Raw genomic sequence first — 18183 nt, 5'->3', positions numbered from 1 at the left:
ATCGGCCCTTGGTTCAACGATGCGAACGATTGACGCGCTACTTGATCATCCCGGCCTGCATCGCCTTCGTCAGATGAACGCTGCAGGCGCCCATCTTGCCGCTCAGCAGCGCATCCTGGGCCGCCGCGATCTCTCGCTGCGCCGTGTATCTGGCATCGCCATCAGCCATAGCCTCGATCGCCGTCTCAGTCTTCTCCAGGTTGGCCCCGCTGCAGCCGGCGCCGTGCATCCGCGCCGCCTGAGCCGGACCGAACGCGGTCATCGCCGCGATGACGAGCGCGGCCCCCAACAGTTTGCTGTTCATTGTTTTTCCTCGCTGGTGCGACGGCGCAGGCATCATTGCCGGACGCCGCGACAATTTGTCGCACCACCGCGATATTCTCGCGAAATGAAATCACTGCGAGCCGCGCGTGATCGTGGACATCGGTTCACCGTCGCGACATCAAAGAGTGAATAAAAATTCACGCCGATCGACCCATGCACTTCGTCGGGGCTCGCGAGATGCTCAACGCCTAACGGCTTCATAGCCGCAGTGACAGCCAATCGATCGGGCTTTTCAAACGAACGATTGAAAAACAGCATGATTACGGAGGTTTCCAACAGATCCGCACCCTCTGATCCGCTGCCCGATTCTTACTCAAGCGTTACCCAAGCTATGCGCCGGAGGTTTAGCTGCATCGCAACATCGGCACTTCCGCATCGCAACAATCTCTTCTATGTTCATTTCAACGATGAGGTTCCAATGAAGAACTGAATCGTGAACTAAAGGAGATTTCTCATGTTGCTCTCGCTCATCCGCATGGTTCAGGCGTTCCGTGAGTATCAGCGCAACGTTGCCGAGCTGTCGCAGCTCAGCGATCGCGAACTCGCCGACATCGGTCTCGATCGCTCGGACATCCCGCGCGTTGCCGCCGGTCACTACAACGGCTGATCGGCCTTCTTCCGATATCTACCGGACATCGCCCGCCTCGCTGCGGGCGTTGCCGCATCTAGGCCTGGCGCAGCGAAACACATGCGCCCGCTTTCTCGCGCCGAGCCTCATTGGCGCATTTGCAGCGCTCGGGAAAAGCGCTACCTGTCCCGCGCATGACAGGCTCCAAATCACCTTCGAATACCGTCCACGTTGTCGGTGCCGGCCTCGCCGGCTCTGAAGCCGCTTGGCAGCTCGCCGAGGCTGGAGTCGATGTGGTGCTGCACGAGATGCGGCCGGACCGCATGACCGAGGCGCACCGAACCGCCACCCCGGCCGAACTGGTGTGCTCGAACTCTTTCCGCTCCGACGATGCGGCCAACAACGCCGTCGGCCTGCTGCATGCCGAGATGCGCCGGCTGGGCTCGCTGATCATGCGCGCTGCCGACGCCAATCAGGTTCCGGCCGGTGGCGCATTGGCCGTCGACCGCGACGGCTTCTCGGCGGCCGTCGCAGCGGCTCTCGAAGGGCATCCACGCATCGCGCTGCGCCGCGGCGAAGTTACCGGCTTGCCGCCGGCGGAGTGGGATCGCGTCATTGTCGCCACCGGTCCCCTCACCTCGCAGCCGCTCGCCGAGGCCATCCGGGACCTGACCGACGAGACGGCACTTGCTTTCTTCGACGCCATTGCGCCGATCGTGCACAAGGACACGATCGACATGACCAAGGCGTGGTTCCAGTCGCGTTACGACAAGGTCGGTCCGGGCGGCACGGGGGCTGACTACATCAACTGTCCGATGACGAAGGAGCAGTACGACGCCTTCGTCGCGGCGCTGCTCGCCGGCGAGAAGACCGACTTCAAGGAGTGGGAGACCAACACGCCCTATTTCGACGGCTGCCTGCCGGTCGAAGTGATGGCCGAACGCGGCCACGAGACGCTCCGTCACGGCCCGATGAAGCCGGTCGGCCTGACCAATCCGCACAATCCGACGGTCAAGCCCTACGCGATCGTGCAGCTGCGCCAGGACAACAAGCTCGGCACGCTCTACAACATGGTCGGCTTCCAGACGAAGCTGAAATATGGCCCGCAGCAGCAGATCTTCCGCACCATTCCCGGGCTGGAGAACGCGGAGTTCGCGCGGCTCGGCGGTCTGCATCGCAACACCTTCCTCAACTCGCCGAAGCTGCTCGATGCGCAGCTCCGCCTGCGCGTCCAGCCACGGCTGCGTTTTGCCGGCCAGATGACGGGATGCGAGGGGTATGTGGAGTCGGCGAGCATCGGCCTGATCGCCGGCCTCTACGCCGCCGCCGAGGTGCGCGGCGCCAATCTGCTGCCGCCACCACCAACCACGGCGCTCGGCGCCCTGCTCGGCCATATCACCGGCGGCCACATCGAGACGATCGACGGTGCGACGCGCTCGTTCCAGCCCATGAACATCAATTTCGGCCTGTTCCCGCCGCTGGCGACGACCCCGACCCGCAAGCCGGACGGCACGCGGCTGAAGGGCAACGAGAAGACGGTGGCGAAGAAGCAGGCGATGAGCGCCCGCGCGCTGGCCGATCTCGACCGCTGGATCGCCGAGCACCTGCCCGTCGCGGCCGCTGCGTGAGAGCCCCATGAGTTTGCCGAAGACTGATTTCGCCGTGCTGGCGGCGCGCTGGAGCGAAGGCGTTCTGCTCAAGCGCGACGTGTTCTCGACCGTCGAGCGCGGCCGCTTCAAGAGCGAGGCCGGTGACGTCGACGCCGTGCTGCGCCGGCTCGATGAGGTGCCGTGGTGGTCGTTCGTGCTGGCGCGGCATTTGTTCGCACGCGAGCGCAAGGCGCTGATGCGCGCCAAGGGGCTCAACGCCGGCCCTGATCTGCTATGGGCTGGGGATCGCGCGCTGGTCCGCGGCTTCATCAATGGCGTGGCGCTGCACCTGGCCAAGCCGCACGGCAACGTCGCCTATTTCCGCTCGGCCAAACAGATGATGCGCCGGCTGCATCGCGCCGGGATCACGCACAACGATCTCGCCAAGGAGCAGAATTGGCTCGTCGGTCACGACGGCCATTGCTACGTGACCGATTTCCAGTTGGCCGCCTGCTTCGAGAGCCGCAGCCGGCTGTTCCGGATCGCGGCCTATGAGGACCTGCGTCATCTGCTCAAGCATAAGCGGAGTTACGCGCCCGAGGCGCTGACGCCGAAGGAGCGCAAGATCCTGGCACGCAAATCGCTGTTCGCGCGCGTCTGGCTGATGACCGGCAAGAAGGTGTATCGCGCCATCACGCGCGGCATCTTCAATTTCACCGACCGCGAGGGTGGCGGACGACGCCTGGTCAACGATGCGCCGGTGCTGATGGACATGATCCGGAAGAATCCGGCCGTGCGCGACGCGGCGATCGTTGCCTTCGCAGACCGCCGGACCGGCGTCGGGCTCTATGCGTTCGTCGAGGGAGAGCAACCGACGCTTGAAACTCAGCTGCAAAACGAGCTTGCTTCAGCCAAGGGCCCGAAGCCGCCGGAGCATATCCAGGTCGTGCATGCCCTGCCGCGCGACGCCAGCGGCAGGCCACGCACTGAACTGTTGCAGCTGGTCGCGATGAACCAGATCGACCTGATCGAACCGATGCTCACGAGCGACAGCGATCGCGCTTTCCTCAAGGACATCCTGGACTCGCGCAAAAACCTGCGCGACCGGTTCAATTTCGAGGCGGACCTGAACCTGCCTTCGGCCTGAGCGGACGAGACTTCGCGGACCGACCATTGTATCCTTTGGTTGCAATGTCGTTTGGGAGGATTGGCAATGAACGTCGAAACCCGCGCGGCCACAACGTCTCGGTCGTCGAACATCGAGATCATCCCGACCGGCCGGCAACTCGGTGCCGAGATTCGACATGTCGATCTCAAGCATCTGGACGATGCGGGCTTCGGCTCCCTGCTCCGTGCCTTTCACACGCACTCCGTTTTGCTGGTGCGCGGCCAGGGTCTGACGGACCAGGACTTGATCGCCTTCAGCCGCCGCTTCGGCGATCTCGACTGGGCGCCGGTGCAGGAGAACGGGCGCCGCTTCGTCGACGGTCTACCCGAAATCTATATCGTCTCGAACGTGAAGGTGAATGGCGAGGCGATCGGCAGCCTCGGCGCGGGCGAAGCGGTGTGGCATACGGACATGTCGTATCTCGACACGCCGCCGATCGCGAGCGCGCTCTACGCGCTGGAAATTCCCCCCGTCGGCGGCAACACGTCGTTCTGCAGCATGTACGCCGTGTACGACGCGCTTCCTCCTGAACTGAAGCGCCGCGTCGCAGATCTGAAGATCAAGCACGACGGCACCTACAACAGCGGCGGCTTCGTCCGACAGGGCGTAACGCCGACCGATGATCCGCGCACATCGCCGGGCGCGATCCATCCGCTGGTCTGCACGCATCCCGATTCCGGCCTGCGGATGCTTTATCTCGGCCGCCGGCGCAATGCCTATCTGGTCGGCCTCGAGCTCGCCGAGTCGGAAGCATTGCTCGACGCGTTGTGGGCCTATGTTGCCCGTCCGGAATTCTCCTGGGAGCATGTCTGGAAGGTCGGAGATCTCGTCATCTGGGACAATCGCTGCACCATGCATCGGCGCGATCCGTTCGATGATCATGCGCGGCGAATCATGCATCGGACCCAGATCAAGGGAACAGATCGTCCACACTGATTCGCTTGCGCGCGGGATCAGCACGATCAAGCGCCAGATTGCCTGCGAATGAGTTGCAGGTTGCTGGATATTTCCTCGCGCATCGCCTTGAAGCGTCCAACTTCCGACTCAGAGCGGCAGAGTGTGCCGACAATCGGCAGATCGTGCCGCGATCCTTCCGCGAATTGCCTCCGAGCCGAAACACCCCCGACAAATTACGATGGTTGATTTGCAGGCACTGGTGAAACTTGGGAGATGACGCAAGTGAGTCTCAGAAGCAACGTTGCTCGAAGCGCCGAAAGCAGCCTCATCCAGGTCATCCCGACGGGAAAGACGCTCGGTGCCGAGGTCTGCAATGTCGATCTCGGATCCTTCGACGATTGGGCGTTCGCCTCGTTCATGCGCGCGCTGCTCAAGCATCAGGTCCTGCTGGTGCGCGGCCAGCGGCTTGGTGAACGTGACATCGCGGCCTTCAGCCGTCGCTTCGGTCACGCGGATCTATTTTACACCTCCCCCGGGGGCTTGCTGGGCGACAGACTGTCATTCTGCAGCCTCTACGCCGCTTATGACGCGCTCTCACCGGCGCTGCGCAGCCGCGTCGCTCATCTGAAGGTTCGTCATCTCGCGACCGACACCGCCGATGATGGCCGTCGCACCGTCATCGCAGGCCCGGTGCATCCGCTGGTCGGCAATCATATCGATACCGGCCGCTCGATGCTCGCGCTGGGGCAGCGTCGCCATTCCTACGTCGTCGGCCTCGAGCAGGACGAATCCGACGCGCTGCTCGACGATCTCTGGCAGCTTGCCGAACGGCCCGAGTTCAGTTGGACCCACACCTGCCGGCCGGGTGATCTCGTCGTCTGGGACACCCGCTGCACGATCCACCGGCACGAGCCGCCGGACATGCCGAGACTCCTGCACAGCCCGCCGCTCTGGAGCACGATGCCCTCGGCCTGAGCCCGCGACGGGTCAGCGCGCGCGAAAACTCGTCGTCCCCGCAGCCCGCCACAGCGTCCACAGCGTCGCGAGGCGCGAGCGGGAGCGCGGCTGAAACGGATCGTCGCGGGGTCCGGCCCGCGCGAGGTCGCGCCGGACCAGCGCGAGCGGCAGCAGAACCGGCCGCACGGCCGGTGGCGCCTGACGCGCCAGCTCGAGGGTGTGATCGAGATGCTGCCGGGCCTGCCCGCGCAGGTCCATGATCACCTCCTGGATCGCCGGCGACGCCTTGCCGGAGAACATCTCCTCCTGGCCGACGCCATGCCGCGCGAGAAGATCGAGCGGGACATAGAGCTGCCGGTGGGCCGCATCGCGCGGCAGCGCCGCGATCACCTGGAGCAACCCTTGCGCGATGCCGGCATGGTGCGCGAGATGATCGGCGTCCGCAAACGGCGGCGCAATGATCTGCGCGGCCAGCGCGAACAGCGCGCCACGCGTGTCGCCGAGATAGCCGTCCAGCGCCGCCATCGTCGGCATCGGATCGTTGTAGAGATCGAATTGATGCTCATCGACCAGGCGCGTCAGCCGCTCGACCGGAAGCGCGAAGCGCTGCACGGTGAGCAGCAATTCGGCCGCAACGGGATTTCCCTCCGCGCCGCCATGTTCGTGACCCGTCAGCGTGTCGTGCCACCACTGCAGGCGGACTTCGCCCGGCAGCGGCTGCGACACGAGATCTCGAATGCGGCTGACTTCGACGTTGAATGCGTACAGCGACAACAGCGCACGCCGGGGCCCGGGCGACATGAACAGCGTCGAGGCGTAACGGTCGAAATCGTGCTCGCGGACAAGGCCTGCACAGAACGCGGCGTCGCTGTTGGCGTTCGTCTCGCTCATGGGACGGCGATGAGCGCTGCCGCAACCCGGCGCCGCTCGCCGATCATGACGTTGTAGGTGCGAATCGCGGGGCCGGTCTGCATCGCATCGAGCACGACGTTCACGCCACGCAGGGCCGCGCGCAGCGGTGCCGGCGCGATCCAGACTTCGTTTCCGGTGCCGATGATGAGCGTGTCGATCCTGTTCGCCGCATCAAAAACGCGCTGCAACGAATAGCGGTCGATCTGATCGGGCTGGATGACGTCCCAGGCCCAGATCGAGTCGGGCAGGCACAGCAGCGAGCCGCGATGCGACATGCCGGCAAAGGCGAAGCCGCCTTTGCCATAACCGTCGATCGGCGCGGACCGCGGGAAATGCGGGGCGTCAGTTGCCATGCGAGACCAACATCTCAACCCCGATCCGGGTCCAACGGCTGATCAGGGCTTCTTTTTCGGCTCGTCGATCTGATCACCCCGAACGGTTCCGACGCCGAGATAGATCAGGATCGGCGCGGCGATGAAGATCGAGGTGTAGGTGCCGACCAGCACCACGCCGAACATCATCACCGCGGTGAAGCTGTGGATCGCCGGGCCGCCGAACAAGAGCAATGCCAGCAGCGCCAGGGTCACCGTGACGTGCGTGATGATCGAGCGCGACAAGGTCGAGTTGATCGATTCGTTGAGCAGCTGCGGCATCGGCATCTTCTTGTAGCGCCGCAGCATCTCGCGGATACGGTCGTAGATGACGACGGTGTCGTTGAGCGAATAGCCGAGAATGGTCAGCAGCGCCGCGATGCTGGTGAGGTCGAAATCGACCTGGCTGATCGACATGAAGCCGATCGTCAGCACGATGTCGTGGACGTTGGCGATCATGGCACCGAGCGCAAACTGCCATTCGAACCGGAACCAGAGATAGATCAGGATCGAGATGATCGCGAGCATCAGGCCGAGCATGCCGACGGCCAGGAACTCGCCGGAAACGCGCGGCCCCACCACCTCGACCCGGCGATACTCTACGGAATCGCCGATCGCCGCCTTCACCTTGTTCGCGGCCTCCTGCTGCGCGGCGTCGCCGCCCGGCTGTTCGGCAATTCGGATCAGAACCGATGCATCGGCCGCAGTGCCGAACTGCTGCAGCTGCACCTCGCCCAGACCGAGGGTCGCCAGCGTCGCGCGCATCCCCGCAATGTCGGCGGTGCCGGACTTGGCCCGCACCTCGAGCAAGGTGCCGCCGCGGAAATCGATGCCGAGGTTCAAGCCATGGGTGAAGAACAGCACGATGGCGAGGATCGACAGCGCCGCAGAAATCGGAAAGCTGATGCGGCGGAACTGCGTGAAATCGAAATGCGTGTCGTCGGGAACGATGCGCAGCGACGGCAGCAGGCCGAGCGCGCTGACCACCGTCAGCACCGCGATCAGGATGCCAAGCCCGATGAGAACCCAGTGTGTCACAGTAGCTCCTAGATTGGCACGCTTTGCGGCCGCTTCCACCGCACCCACCCCGCGACGATCAGACGGGTGAGCGTGAAGGCGGTGAAGACCGTGGTGAGGATGCCGATGCCCAAGGTCACGGCGAAGCCGCGCACGGGGCCGGTGCCGATATAGAACAGCACGGCGGCGGCGATGAAGGTGGTGATGTTGGAGTCGAGAATGGTCGCCAATGCGCGCTTGAAGCCGGCGTCGATCGCCGAGATCGCATTGCGACCGCCGCGCAGCTCCTCGCGGATGCGCTCATAGATCAGCACGTTGGAGTCCACGGCGATGCCGACCGTCAGCACGATGCCGGCGATGCCCGGCAAGGTCAGCGTGGCATTGAGCAGCGACAGCACGCCGAAGATCATCGCGACGTTCACCACCACGGCGATGTTGGCGAACACGCCGAACAGCCGGTAGGTCAGCAGCATGAACACGATGACGAGGATCGAGCCGACATAGGAGGCGAGCTCGCCCTTGGCGATCGAGTCCGCGCCGAGGCCCGGACCGACGGTGCGCTCCTCGATGACCGTCAGCGGCGCGGGCAGCGCGCCGGCGCGCAGCAGGATCGCGAGCTCGTTGGCGGACTGCACGGTGAAATTGCCGGAGATCTGGCCCGAGCCGCCAGTGATCGGCTCGCGGATGACCGGCGCCGAGATCACCTTGTTGTCGAGGACGATGGCGAACGGCTGCCCGACATTCTCGGTGGTGGCTTGCGCAAACTTGCGCGAGCCGGCCGAGTTGAAGCGGAAGGTGACGATCGGCTCGTTGGTGCGCTGGTCGAAGCCGGTCTGCGCATCGGAGAGATCACCGCCGGAGACAAGCACCTGCTTCTTCACGACATAGGGCTGGTTGGGTGGCGATGCGCTCTGGAGCACCTCGGAATCCGGCGGCACCCGCCCCTGCACCGCCTGATCCGCCGGCACCGAGGTATCGACCATCCGGAATTCCATCTTGGCCGTGCGCCCGAGCAGGTTCTTGAGCTGCGTCGGATCCTGCAAGCCCGGCACCTGCACCAGAATGCGATCGTTGCCCTGGCGCTGGATCACGGGCTCGACGGTGCCGAGCTCGTTGACGCGGCGCTCGACGATCTGCATCGACTGCTCGATGGTCTGGCGGATGCGTTCGGTGATGGCCGCCGGCGGGATCGTCAGCCGGACCAGTCCGCCGCCGGCATCGCTGACTTCGAGGCTGCGCTGGCCGCTGGAGCCGAGCAGCCCGCCGAGCGGCTGCGAGAGATCGCGCAGCTTGGAGATCGCGGTTCCCGTGTCGCTTTCCTTGGTGATCCGGACCTCGACCCCATCACCCCGGCTCACCAATCCGGTGTAGCCGATCTTGGCATCGCGCAGCGTGCGGCGAACGTCGTCGCGCACGGCATCGAGCCGCTCCTTCTTGATGTAGTTGGAGTCGACCTCGAGCAGCAGATAGGAGCCGCCCTGCAGGTCGAGGCCGAGCACCAGCCGGCGCTGCGCCCAGGCCGGCCAGGTCTTGACCGTCGCTTCGGAGAAGAAGTTGGGCACCGCGCACAGGCACACGACGAGCGCCGTGAGAATGATGCCCAGCGCCTTCCACCGCGTGAAATACAACATGGAGGTTGTCCGTAAGGGCCGCAGCCGGCCCGGAAAATCAGAACATCACAAAGAGCGAAGGCCGGCGTTCAACCGGCCAGGCCGGCGATCAGCTCGCTGCCTTCTCGTCCTTCTTGTCGTCCTTTGCGTCTGCCTTCGCGGGCTCGCCCTTGGTGCGGACGCCCGTGATCATCTGGCGCATCTGGCGCACGCGCACGCCGTCGGCGATCTCGAACTCGACCTGGTCGTCGTCGACGACCTTGGTCACCTTGCCGACCAGGCCGCCCTGGGTCACGATGGTGTCGCCGCGGCGGACGTTCTTGACGAGATCGGCGTGCTCTTTGACCTTCTTCTGCTGCGGCCGCAGGATCAGGAAATACATGATCACGAAGATCAGCGCGAACGGCAGCAGCGACATCAGCATGCTGTTGGTGTCGCCAGCGCCGGCGGCCTGGGCATAGGCAGGGGTGATCAGCATGTGGTCGATCCTCGTGGGCAGCGCCCGGTGAGACGGGAATAGCCGGCGAACCACGCTTGTCTCGGCGCGGGCCGGCCTCTTGCGAATTTCGCGCGGAATATAGCGGCAGCAGTCCCAATAGCAAGGCGCCCCGCCCCTTCATTTCGCCCCGCTTGCGGCAGCCGGCGAGGCCCGATATGGCTGCCCCATCAGGAACTTGCAGCATGTCGAAAAAACCAGCCAGAGCCTCGTCCCGCGCCCCCGCCAAAAACGCCCTCAGACCGCTCGCCAAAGGCCCCCGGCCTGCAGCGCAAAAGCCACCAAAGATCGCGGCAAAACGTCCCGCCGGCCCCGCCTCCGATGATACGGCTGACCGGATTGCCCGTGCGCTGGAAGCAATTGCCGCGCATCTGGCGACAACCCATGCGGGTGCCACGCCCGCGCTGGACCTGACCGCGGCCGACGCCTTCGTCTGGCATCCGAACGGCCGGCTCTCGACGGTGCCGCGCGTCAGCCGTGTCGAGATCGACCTGCTCAAGGGCATCGACCGGATGCGCGACATCCTGATCGAGAACACCGAGCGCTTCGCCAACGGCCTGCCGGCCAACAATGCCTTGTTGTGGGGCGCGCGCGGCATGGGCAAATCATCGCTGGTGAAGGCCGCCCATGCCAGCATCAACGTCACGCGCAAGCCGGCCGACCGGCTGAAACTGATCGAGATCCACCGCGAGGACATCGAGAGCCTGCCGGCGCTGATGGACATCCTGCGTGCCGCGCCGTTCCATTTCATCGTGTTCTGCGACGACCTGTCGTTCGACGGCAATGATGCGTCCTACAAATCGCTGAAAGCCGTGCTCGAAGGCGGCATCGAGGGACGCCCGGAGAACGTCATTCTCTACGCCACCTCGAACCGGCGCCATCTGTTGGCCCGCGACATGATCGAGAACGAGCGCTCCACCGCGATCAATCCGGGCGAAGCGGTCGAGGAAAAGGTCTCGCTGTCCGACCGTTTCGGCCTATGGCTCGGCTTCCACCGCTGCAGCCAGGACGAATATCTCGCGATGGTCAAAGGCTATTGCAGCCATTTCGACATTGCAGTCGCCGAGGATCAGTTGGAGCGCGAGGCGCTGGAATGGGCCACGACGCGCGGCTCGCGCTCGGGCCGCGTCGCGTGGCAGTTCACGCAAGATCTGGCGGGCCGCCTCGGCGTGCGGCTGACAACGCAAAAAGCCGCGCAGTAATCTGCGCGGCCCTGTGTCGTCCACGATTGCGTGGGGTCAAACGACCGGACCTCACGCCCCGTTGAGGAATTGCAGCGGGTCAACCGGAGACGATCCCTTGCGGATCTCGAAGTGGAGCTGCGGCGATCCGACTTCTCCCGATTGACCCGACTTGGCAATGACCTGGCCGCGCTTGATCGGATCACCGCGCTTCACCATCAGCTCACTCGCATGGGCATATGCGGTGACATAGCCGTTGGAATGCCGCACCAGGACCAGATTGCCATAACCCTTCAATTCATTGCCGGCGTAAGCGACGACGCCATCTTCGGCCGCCTTCACCGGGGTGCCCTCGGGCACGGCGATGTTGATGCCATCGTTGGACTTGCCGTTGGTCTTGGCGCCGTAGCTGGTGATCACCTTGCCGCGCGCCGGCCAGCGGAAGGTCGGCAGCGAGCTGGTGGTCTCGGCCGGCCGTGCCGGCTCCTCCTCCTTCTCGGGCGCCGGATTGGCCTGGGCCAGGCGGGCGGTCTGGACCGGACCGGCGGCCGTCGCGACCCGCGTTGTCGGCGCTGGCGCCGGCACGGTCGCAACCGCCTGGGGAACGGTTGCGACCGGAGCCACCGGCGCAGCTGCCGCCACGGCCCTGCCAGGGACGGTCAGCCTGGTCCCGAGCTTGAGCGGCGAAGCCTGATCGAGATTGTTGGCGCGGGCGAGCTCAGCCGCCGTCAGATGATTCTGGCGGGCGATGCTGGCGAGTGTCTCGCCGCGGTTGACGAAATGGACGGTGGACGGTGCGACGGCCGCCACCGGCTTCGGCGCGACCATTGGCGCGGCGGCAGCGGGCTGGGCCGCGGGCGCAGCCGCCACCGCGCCAGAATGCGGAATGATCAGCTGCTGGCCTGGCGACAACGCGCGCGGGCCCTTGTAGCCGTTGGCAGCCAGGATCTCAGCCGGCGTCACGCGGTAGCGCTTGGCAAGGATGTCGAGCGTATCGCTGGTGCCGACGATGATCTTGGTGCCACTGGCAGGACGCGCGGCCGCGACCGAACGCGGCGGCACGGTGCCGGTGGTCTCGAGGCGCGGCTGGGCCGGCGGAGCATAGGAATGCGCGGGCTGTGCATAGGCCGGGGGTGCGGCGACGGCGGACGCCGCGACCGGGACCGCAGCGGGTGGCGCATAGGACGCGACGCCGCGCCCGCCCGACGACATGCCTCCGGCGCCGCCACCGGTCGGATAGGATTGCGGAGCCCCGACCGCCGGGGGCGGCAGCGCCGAGGACGAATAGGCAGGCGCCGGCGCGGGAGCCGGCGTGTAGGACTGGCTGTATTGCTGGTGCTGCCGGGGCGGCTGCGCCTGCACCGACCCGGTGGAATCGGATGCAAAGGGGTTTGAAAACGGATTTTGCGTCTGCGACAGCCGCGTCGACATGTCGGCGCTGCAGCCGGCGACGCCGAACGACATCAGCGCCAACGCCGCAACTTGCGGCAGGCGGCGCGAGCGAAGCAACTCGACAGTGGCGGGCATGGTTACTCACTCGTACGCAACAAACAACGAATTCGAGTAAACACAGCCGCGGTAAATAAGCGCTTAAGCCGCGAATAAAGCGTTGTGCGGCCTGCTGATCCGCACGTTTAAAGTTCGCGCGCAATCCCCGGAATTGCCGGCACAAATCGCACGTCGACGAGCTCCTTTCGGTCGAAACGATCACCCGTCCGCGTGCTCCTGACGAGCGTCTGCACCCCGTGTTGCGGCCCGACCGGCGCGATCAGGATACCGTCCGGCTCCAGCCGGTCGAGCAGGCTCTGGGGAATCTCGTCCATCGCCGCCGTTACGATGATGCGGTCGAATTGGCCGCCCCCCGGCGGCAGCGCGTAGCCATCGCCGAGCATGACCTCGACATTGAAGCAGCCGAGCTTCTCCAACCGTTCCCTGGCCTTGTCGGCCAATGTCCGGAAGCGCTCCACCGTCAGGACGTTGGTGGCCAGCCTGGACAGAATCGCGGCCTGGTATCCTGACCCCGTCCCGATTTCGAGTACACGATGGGACTTCTGCAGCTTGAGCTGCTCGGTCATGTAGGCGACGACGAAGGGCTGGCTGATGGTCTGCCCACAGGCGATCGCCATCGCGCTGTCGCGATAGGCCTCCGGGCGGTCGGCCGGCAGAACGAACTCCTCCCGCGGCACCTCTTCCATCGCGCGCAACACCGCCTGATCGCTGATCCCCCGCCGACGCAGGGTCAGCTGAAACATCATTTTCTCGGGAGGAGCAGCTGGGGGCATCGGGATGTCGGTTGGTGGGCTCGTGCGCAATTTACCTGCCGGGCGAGGGTTGCGCACCGATTTTCCGCACACCCGTCGCAACCGGATGCACCGTCATGGTCCCGACGACGGACCGCGTTCCGCACAAGGAACCAAGTCGGGTCCGGTTCGTTCACCTTATGGGCGATCGTGCCCACGCCGCACGACCGTGAAAGACGACATTGTTGACGTTGCGCCATAAGCCGTTATTTGCGAGCGTCAAATCGGGTATGGGCAAGGACTGACATCATGACTGCACCGCGGCCGCCGCGCGGCTCTGTGTTTTTGGTTGAAGACGAAGTCATGATCCGAATGATGGTCGCCGACATGCTGGAAGAGCTCGGCTACACCGTCGCGGCCGAAGCCGGCGAAATCGGCGAAGCGATGCGGCTGGCCGAGAGCACCTATTTCGACGTCGCCATTCTCGACGTCAACGTCAACGGCAAGGTCATCTCGCCGGTGGCCGATCTCATCAAGGCGCGCAACCGTCCCTTCATCTTCGCAACCGGCTACGGCTCGTCGGGGTTGCCGGAAGAATATCGCGACCGGCCGGCCCTGCAGAAGCCATTCCAGCTCGAGACGCTCGGAAAGGCGATCGACCATGCCCTGCGTGGCGCTGGGCCACAGGGGTAGAAGGCGCTTCAGCCGAGAATGTCGCTGAGCTTGCCGGAGAACGCCTCGTCCGTGCGATCCAGGCGAAGCGGGGTCACTGATACGTAGCGCGCCGCGAGAGCTGCGAGGTCCGTCCCCTCGTCGGGCACATCGAGCGAGGCAGCCCGGTCGAAGCCGATCCAGAAATAGGGGTTGCCGCGGCCGTCGCGCCGCTCATCGACTTTCAAGAAGCCCAGATTGCGCTTGCCCTGGCGGGTGACCACGACGCCCCTGACCTCTTCCGGTGCACAGGCGGGGAAGTTGACGTTGATCACTGTATTCCTCGGCACGCCGGCTTCGAGCACCTTGCGCACGATCTGCGGGCCGAATTTGAGCGCGGTGTCCCAAGACGGCTTGTCACGCGTTGCGACGCTGAATTCCTGCGACAGGGCAAACGACGGCAGACCGAGAATGGTGCCTTCGAGCGCGCCGGCGATGGTGCCCGAATAGACCACGTCCTCGGCAACGTTGCGGCCCTTGTTGACGCCGGACAGCACCACGTCGGGCAGCTTCGCCCCCAGGATATGACGGGATCCCATGATGACGCAGTCGGTCGGCGTGCCGCGCACTGCGAAATGCCGCGGGCCGACCTCACGCAGCCGCAGGGGGTCATTGAGCGAGAGCGAATGGGACACGCCGCTCTGGTCCAGTTCGGGAGCCACGATCCAGACGTCGTCGGACAGGGCGCGTCCGATCTCCTCGATCACCTTGAGACCCGGCGCATGGATTCCGTCGTCATTGGTGCAGAGAATCCGCATGGCCAACCTTCCGTCCCTCCGAAAGCATCGTTCGGGGGTGTCTTATCTGCTGTGCAGCATCGAGGCAAACCTGAGCGCGCTGCGGCACCACCCGGTCAATGCCGGATCCGCCACTGCGGCAGGAACCTGGCGAGCTGCCCTCGCGTGCCCAGCCTCAACGGTAGGCTGGATGCGCCGGGCGCTTGCTGGACAGGAGGCGCCGGCACCGCTGAAGGCTCCGTCCGCGGCACCGCCGCAAACCGGGCCCGCGCGACACTCAACGCCTTCTCGAAGTCGACGGGGTTGAACCAAGCCTGATCGCACAGCGAGTCGTGCAGGCCCTCGTCCCAGACCCTTGAGGATTCGATATCGAATGCTCCCTTCAGGCGCTGATCGACCGCCTGGATGCCGGAGCCGGTGACGGCCCATTGCCGTCCGATCCAGAAAATATCCCGATGCAGAGCCATGATGCCGGTATCTGAAAAGCAATTGCTGAACAGAACCGAGGATACGACCCGCCGGCGCGCACGCAATGGCGGCGACCTGGGCGGATGCAATTTGCCGCGGCGCTATGGCTCCGCGGTCACCACCTTGAGGCCGCCCATATAGGGCTGCAGCACATCGGGGACGGCGATCGAACCGTCGGCCTGCTGATAGGTCTCCATGACCGCGATCAGCGCACGGCCGACAGCCGTGCCCGAACCGTTCAACGTGTGCACGAAGCGCGGCTTGCCATCGCTTCCGCGATAGCGTGCATCCATGCGGCGCGCCTGGAACTCGCCGCACACCGAACAGCTGGAGATCTCGCGGAAGGCGCCGCCATCGCCCTGCCCGGGCATCCAGACCTCGATGTCGTAGGTTTTCTGCGAGGAGAAGCCCATGTCGCCGGTGCACAGCGTGATGACTCGATAGTGCAGATCGAGCCGGCGCAGCACTTCCTCGGCGCAGGCCAGCATGCGCTCGTGCTCGTCCGTGCTGGTCTCCGGCGTCGTGATCGAGACCAGCTCGACCTTGGTGAACTGATGCTGACGGATCATGCCGCGGGTGTCGCGGCCGGCGGCGCCCGCCTCGGCGCGAAAGCACGGCGTCAGCGCCGTGAGCCGCATCGGCAACTCCTTCTCATCGACGATGGACTCGCGCACCAGGTTGGTCAGGGCCACCTCGGCAGTTGGAATGAGACCCAGCCGCTCGGTCTTGAGGCGATCATCCGGCTCTGCAATCAGCTCGCCCTTCACGGCCCAGAACTGGTCGTCCTCGAATTTCGGCAATTGGCCGGTACCGAACATGACGTCGTTGCGTACCAGCAGCGGCGGATTGATCTCGGTGTAGCCGTGCTCATTGGTATGAAGATCGAGCATGAACTGCCCGAGCGCGCGCTCGAGCCGCGCCAGGCCCCTCTTCAGCACGACGAAGCGCGCGCCCGACAGCTTCGCAGCCGATTCGAAGTCCATGGTGCCAAGAGCCGCACCGAGATCATCATGCGGCTTCGGCGCGAAGGCGTAGTTGCGCCGGGCGCCGAACATGTGGCGCTCGACATTGTCGTGCTCGTCCTTGCCGTCCGGCACCTCGTCGAGCGGCAAATTGGGAATCGCCGAGAGCTCGCGCGCCAGCTCCTCATCCGCCTGCTTCGCGGCTGCCTCCAGCTCCGGCATGGTGGTCTTGAGCTTGGCGACCTCCTCCATCAGCGCCGATGCGCGCGCGTCATCCTTGGCCTTCTTGGCCTCGCCGATTTCCTTGGAGGCGGCGTTGCGCCGGGCCTGGGCCTGCTCGGAGGCCAGGATCGCCGCGCGCCGCCGCTCGTCGATGGCGAGCAGATGCGACGACAGCGGTGCCAGACCCCGGCGCGTCAGCGCCACATCGAAACCTTGCGGATTGTCACGGATCGATCTGATGTCGTGCATGGTCGTTCGGTCCTGGGAACGAAGAGTATCGGCGAGTCGCCTGGGCTCGCGGGCCGGCCTGCACTACCGCGAATGGCGCCGGATGGGAACAGGCAACGCCCTCGGATGTCCCCGAGCGCAACCGTTCTATTCGGAAGGGTCGGCCGGGAGATTCCCCGAGCCGGACGACGAGCCGGACTTGGCCGCAGCCGCCTGCTTCTCGACGATGCCGACCGCGATGATCGCGCCCTCGTAGAGCGCCAGCAGCGGCAGCGCCAGCGAGGCCTGGCTGAGCACGTCTGGCGGGGTCAGCACGGCGGCGATGATGAAGGCGATCACAATGAAATAGCGCCGCTTCTCCTTCAGCATCTGCGAGGTGACGATGCCGATGCGGCCGAGCAGGGTCAGGATGACCGGGAGCTGGAACGCGATGCCGAAGGCGAAGATCAGCGACATCATCAGCGACAGATATTCACCGACCTTGGGCATCAGCGCGATTTGCGCCGTCTCGGGGCCGCCGAGCTGCTGCATGCCCAGTGAGAAGCGCACGATCATCGGCCACACCGCAAAATAGACCAGCATGGCGCCAAGCACGAAGAAGACGGGGGTCGCTATCAAGTAGGGTAGGAAAGCATTGCGTTCGTGGCGATACAGCCCCGGCGCCACGAACTTGTAGATCTGCGTCGCGATGATCGGGAACGAGATGAAACCAGCGCCGAACATCGCGAGCTTCAACTGCGTGATGAAATATTCGAGCAGCTGGGTGTAGATGAACTTGCTGTTCTCGGCACCTGCGACCCAGACGAACGGCAGCACCAGGATGTTGTAGATCTGCTTGGCGAAAAAGAAGCAGAAGATGAAGGCCACGCCGAAGCCGATCAGCGCCTTGATCAGCCGCGACCGCAGCTCGATCAAGTGGTCCATCAACGGGGCCTTGCTGGCCTCGATATCTTCGACGGTCATGACGCTTTGGCGTCCTTCGGGCGGTCAGCTTCTGCTGACGCAGACATTTCAGGCTGTGGCTCGGGTTTGATTTCACGGACGATCGCCAGCGGCTCGCCCACGGATTGATGGACTTCAGCCTCTGCGAAGGTCTCGGCCACTGGAGGTTCGGGGGTGGTCGGGGTCATCACAGGAGGCTCGGGCGAAGCAGCAGCCACATCCGATGCGGGCGCCGGCTCGGCGGGCTTGTCGATCCCCTCGATATCGAGAGCCTTGTCGACGTCGCGCTGCAACGAGGAGATCACGCCGGTCGGGGTGAAACCGCTGGCCGCCTCGCGGACCTCATCGAAGCTCTTCTTGAGGTCGGCCATCTCCGCTTCGCGCATCGCCTCCTGGAACTGGCCCTGGAACTCCGAGGCCATCCGGCGCGCCTTGCCGATCCATTGCCCGACCATGCGCAGGACGCCCGGAAGCTCCTTGGGACCGATCGCGATCAACGCGACGACCCCAATGACGAGCAGCTCACTCCAGCCGATATCGAACATGAAACAATCCGCCTACGCGACGACGCCTCTGATCCCGC

The 18183-nt window shown here is 64.9% G+C and carries 21 protein-coding genes; 7 read left to right on the top strand and 14 right to left on the bottom strand.

Features of this window, described 5'->3' with window-relative positions:
- Positions 1-37 precede the first annotated feature (37 nt).
- Both QX094_RS25455 and QX094_RS25450 read right to left on the bottom strand, forming a co-directional pair.
- Positions 38-304, bottom strand: a complete 267-nt coding sequence (locus QX094_RS25455; protein ID WP_315712608.1) for a hypothetical protein — start codon at positions 302-304, stop codon at positions 38-40.
- A 32-nt stretch (positions 305-336) separates the two neighbouring features.
- The gene (locus tag QX094_RS25450) at positions 337-582 is read right to left on the bottom strand and encodes a hypothetical protein (protein WP_316188284.1); all 246 of its coding nucleotides are present in this window, start codon (positions 580-582) and stop codon (positions 337-339) included.
- 196 nt (positions 583-778) lie between these two features.
- Between QX094_RS25450 and QX094_RS25445 the strand changes: the two genes are divergently transcribed.
- The 5 genes from QX094_RS25445 (at position 779) to QX094_RS25425 (ending at position 5521) form a co-directional block, all read left to right on the top strand.
- Positions 779-931, top strand: a complete 153-nt coding sequence (locus QX094_RS25445) for a DUF1127 domain-containing protein (RefSeq protein ID WP_006614327.1) — start codon at positions 779-781, stop codon at positions 929-931.
- A 155-nt stretch (positions 932-1086) separates the two neighbouring features.
- On the top strand, positions 1087-2520 hold the full coding sequence (trmFO, locus tag QX094_RS25440; RefSeq protein ID WP_316165331.1) for a methylenetetrahydrofolate--tRNA-(uracil(54)-C(5))-methyltransferase (FADH(2)-oxidizing) TrmFO: 1434 nt from the start codon (positions 1087-1089) through the stop codon (positions 2518-2520).
- A gap of 7 nt (positions 2521-2527) precedes the next feature.
- Positions 2528-3628: a serine/threonine protein kinase gene (locus QX094_RS25435; RefSeq protein WP_316186128.1), complete on the top strand. Its 1101-nt coding sequence runs from the start codon at positions 2528-2530 to the stop codon at positions 3626-3628.
- A 66-nt stretch (positions 3629-3694) separates the two neighbouring features.
- On the top strand, positions 3695-4585 hold the full coding sequence (locus QX094_RS25430; RefSeq protein WP_316186127.1) for a TauD/TfdA family dioxygenase: 891 nt from the start codon (positions 3695-3697) through the stop codon (positions 4583-4585).
- A gap of 243 nt (positions 4586-4828) precedes the next feature.
- Positions 4829-5521, top strand: coding sequence for a TauD/TfdA family dioxygenase (locus QX094_RS25425; protein ID WP_315711730.1), 693 nt, complete (start codon positions 4829-4831; stop codon positions 5519-5521).
- Positions 5522-5533: 12 nt separating this feature from the next.
- On the opposite strand, the gene QX094_RS25420 is transcribed toward QX094_RS25425, so the two are convergent.
- From QX094_RS25420 to yajC, 5 genes are all read right to left on the bottom strand, one after another.
- On the bottom strand, positions 5534-6394 hold the full coding sequence (locus QX094_RS25420; RefSeq protein ID WP_316186125.1) for a phytoene/squalene synthase family protein: 861 nt from the start codon (positions 6392-6394) through the stop codon (positions 5534-5536).
- Positions 6391-6768, bottom strand: coding sequence for an Mth938-like domain-containing protein (locus QX094_RS25415; RefSeq protein WP_315711727.1), 378 nt, complete (start codon positions 6766-6768; stop codon positions 6391-6393). The genes QX094_RS25420 and QX094_RS25415 overlap by 4 nt, the downstream gene beginning before the upstream one ends.
- A 42-nt stretch (positions 6769-6810) precedes the next feature.
- Complete coding sequence (gene secF, locus QX094_RS25410; RefSeq protein ID WP_316170173.1) at positions 6811-7824, bottom strand: protein translocase subunit SecF; 1014 nt, start codon at positions 7822-7824, stop codon at positions 6811-6813.
- An 8-nt stretch (positions 7825-7832) separates the two neighbouring features.
- A complete protein-coding gene (gene secD, locus QX094_RS25405) occupies positions 7833-9434 on the bottom strand; it encodes a protein translocase subunit SecD (protein WP_315711724.1) in 1602 nt (533 codons plus the stop codon).
- A gap of 88 nt (positions 9435-9522) precedes the next feature.
- On the bottom strand, positions 9523-9891 hold the full coding sequence (gene yajC / locus QX094_RS25400) for a preprotein translocase subunit YajC (protein ID WP_006614336.1): 369 nt from the start codon (positions 9889-9891) through the stop codon (positions 9523-9525).
- Positions 9892-10094: 203 nt separating this feature from the next.
- Between yajC and QX094_RS25395 the strand changes: the two genes are divergently transcribed.
- Positions 10095-11111, top strand: a complete 1017-nt coding sequence (locus QX094_RS25395; protein ID WP_316175351.1) for an ATP-binding protein — start codon at positions 10095-10097, stop codon at positions 11109-11111.
- A 51-nt stretch (positions 11112-11162) separates the two neighbouring features.
- On the opposite strand, the gene QX094_RS25390 is transcribed toward QX094_RS25395, so the two are convergent.
- Both QX094_RS25390 and QX094_RS25385 read right to left on the bottom strand, forming a co-directional pair.
- The gene (locus QX094_RS25390; RefSeq protein WP_316175349.1) at positions 11163-12617 is read right to left on the bottom strand and encodes a LysM peptidoglycan-binding domain-containing M23 family metallopeptidase; all 1455 of its coding nucleotides are present in this window, start codon (positions 12615-12617) and stop codon (positions 11163-11165) included.
- Between the two features lie 107 nt (positions 12618-12724).
- Positions 12725-13372, bottom strand: coding sequence for a protein-L-isoaspartate(D-aspartate) O-methyltransferase (locus QX094_RS25385; protein ID WP_315712607.1), 648 nt, complete (start codon positions 13370-13372; stop codon positions 12725-12727).
- Positions 13373-13639: 267 nt separating this feature from the next.
- Between QX094_RS25385 and QX094_RS25380 the strand changes: the two genes are divergently transcribed.
- On the top strand, positions 13640-14023 hold the full coding sequence (locus QX094_RS25380) for a response regulator (RefSeq protein ID WP_315711720.1): 384 nt from the start codon (positions 13640-13642) through the stop codon (positions 14021-14023).
- Between the two features lie 8 nt (positions 14024-14031).
- On the opposite strand, the gene surE is transcribed toward QX094_RS25380, so the two are convergent.
- The 5 genes from surE to tatB all read right to left on the bottom strand — a co-directional run bounded on the left by surE (position 14032) and on the right by tatB (position 18145).
- Positions 14032-14799, bottom strand: a complete 768-nt coding sequence (gene surE, locus QX094_RS25375) for a 5'/3'-nucleotidase SurE (protein ID WP_315711718.1) — start codon at positions 14797-14799, stop codon at positions 14032-14034.
- Between the two features lie 95 nt (positions 14800-14894).
- Positions 14895-15245, bottom strand: coding sequence for a hypothetical protein (locus tag QX094_RS25370; protein ID WP_316188283.1), 351 nt, complete (start codon positions 15243-15245; stop codon positions 14895-14897).
- Between the two features lie 102 nt (positions 15246-15347).
- On the bottom strand, positions 15348-16679 hold the full coding sequence (gene serS / locus QX094_RS25365; RefSeq protein WP_316188282.1) for a serine--tRNA ligase: 1332 nt from the start codon (positions 16677-16679) through the stop codon (positions 15348-15350).
- Between the two features lie 126 nt (positions 16680-16805).
- Positions 16806-17621: a twin-arginine translocase subunit TatC gene (gene tatC, locus QX094_RS25360; RefSeq protein ID WP_315827526.1), complete on the bottom strand. Its 816-nt coding sequence runs from the start codon at positions 17619-17621 to the stop codon at positions 16806-16808.
- Positions 17618-18145 (bottom strand): Sec-independent protein translocase protein TatB, encoded by a 528-nt coding sequence (gene tatB, locus QX094_RS25355; RefSeq protein WP_315711712.1) that lies wholly within the window; start codon positions 18143-18145, stop codon positions 17618-17620. Before tatB ends, tatC begins: the two co-directional genes overlap by 4 nt.
- Positions 18146-18183: the final 38 nt, after the last annotated feature.

The sequence above is a fragment of the Bradyrhizobium sp. SZCCHNS1050 genome, assembly GCF_032484785.1.
Taxonomy (GTDB): Bacteria; Pseudomonadota; Alphaproteobacteria; order Rhizobiales; family Xanthobacteraceae; genus Bradyrhizobium.
Note: the sequence above shows the minus strand (reverse complement) of the source record. Positions and strands in the feature narration are given on the sequence as shown.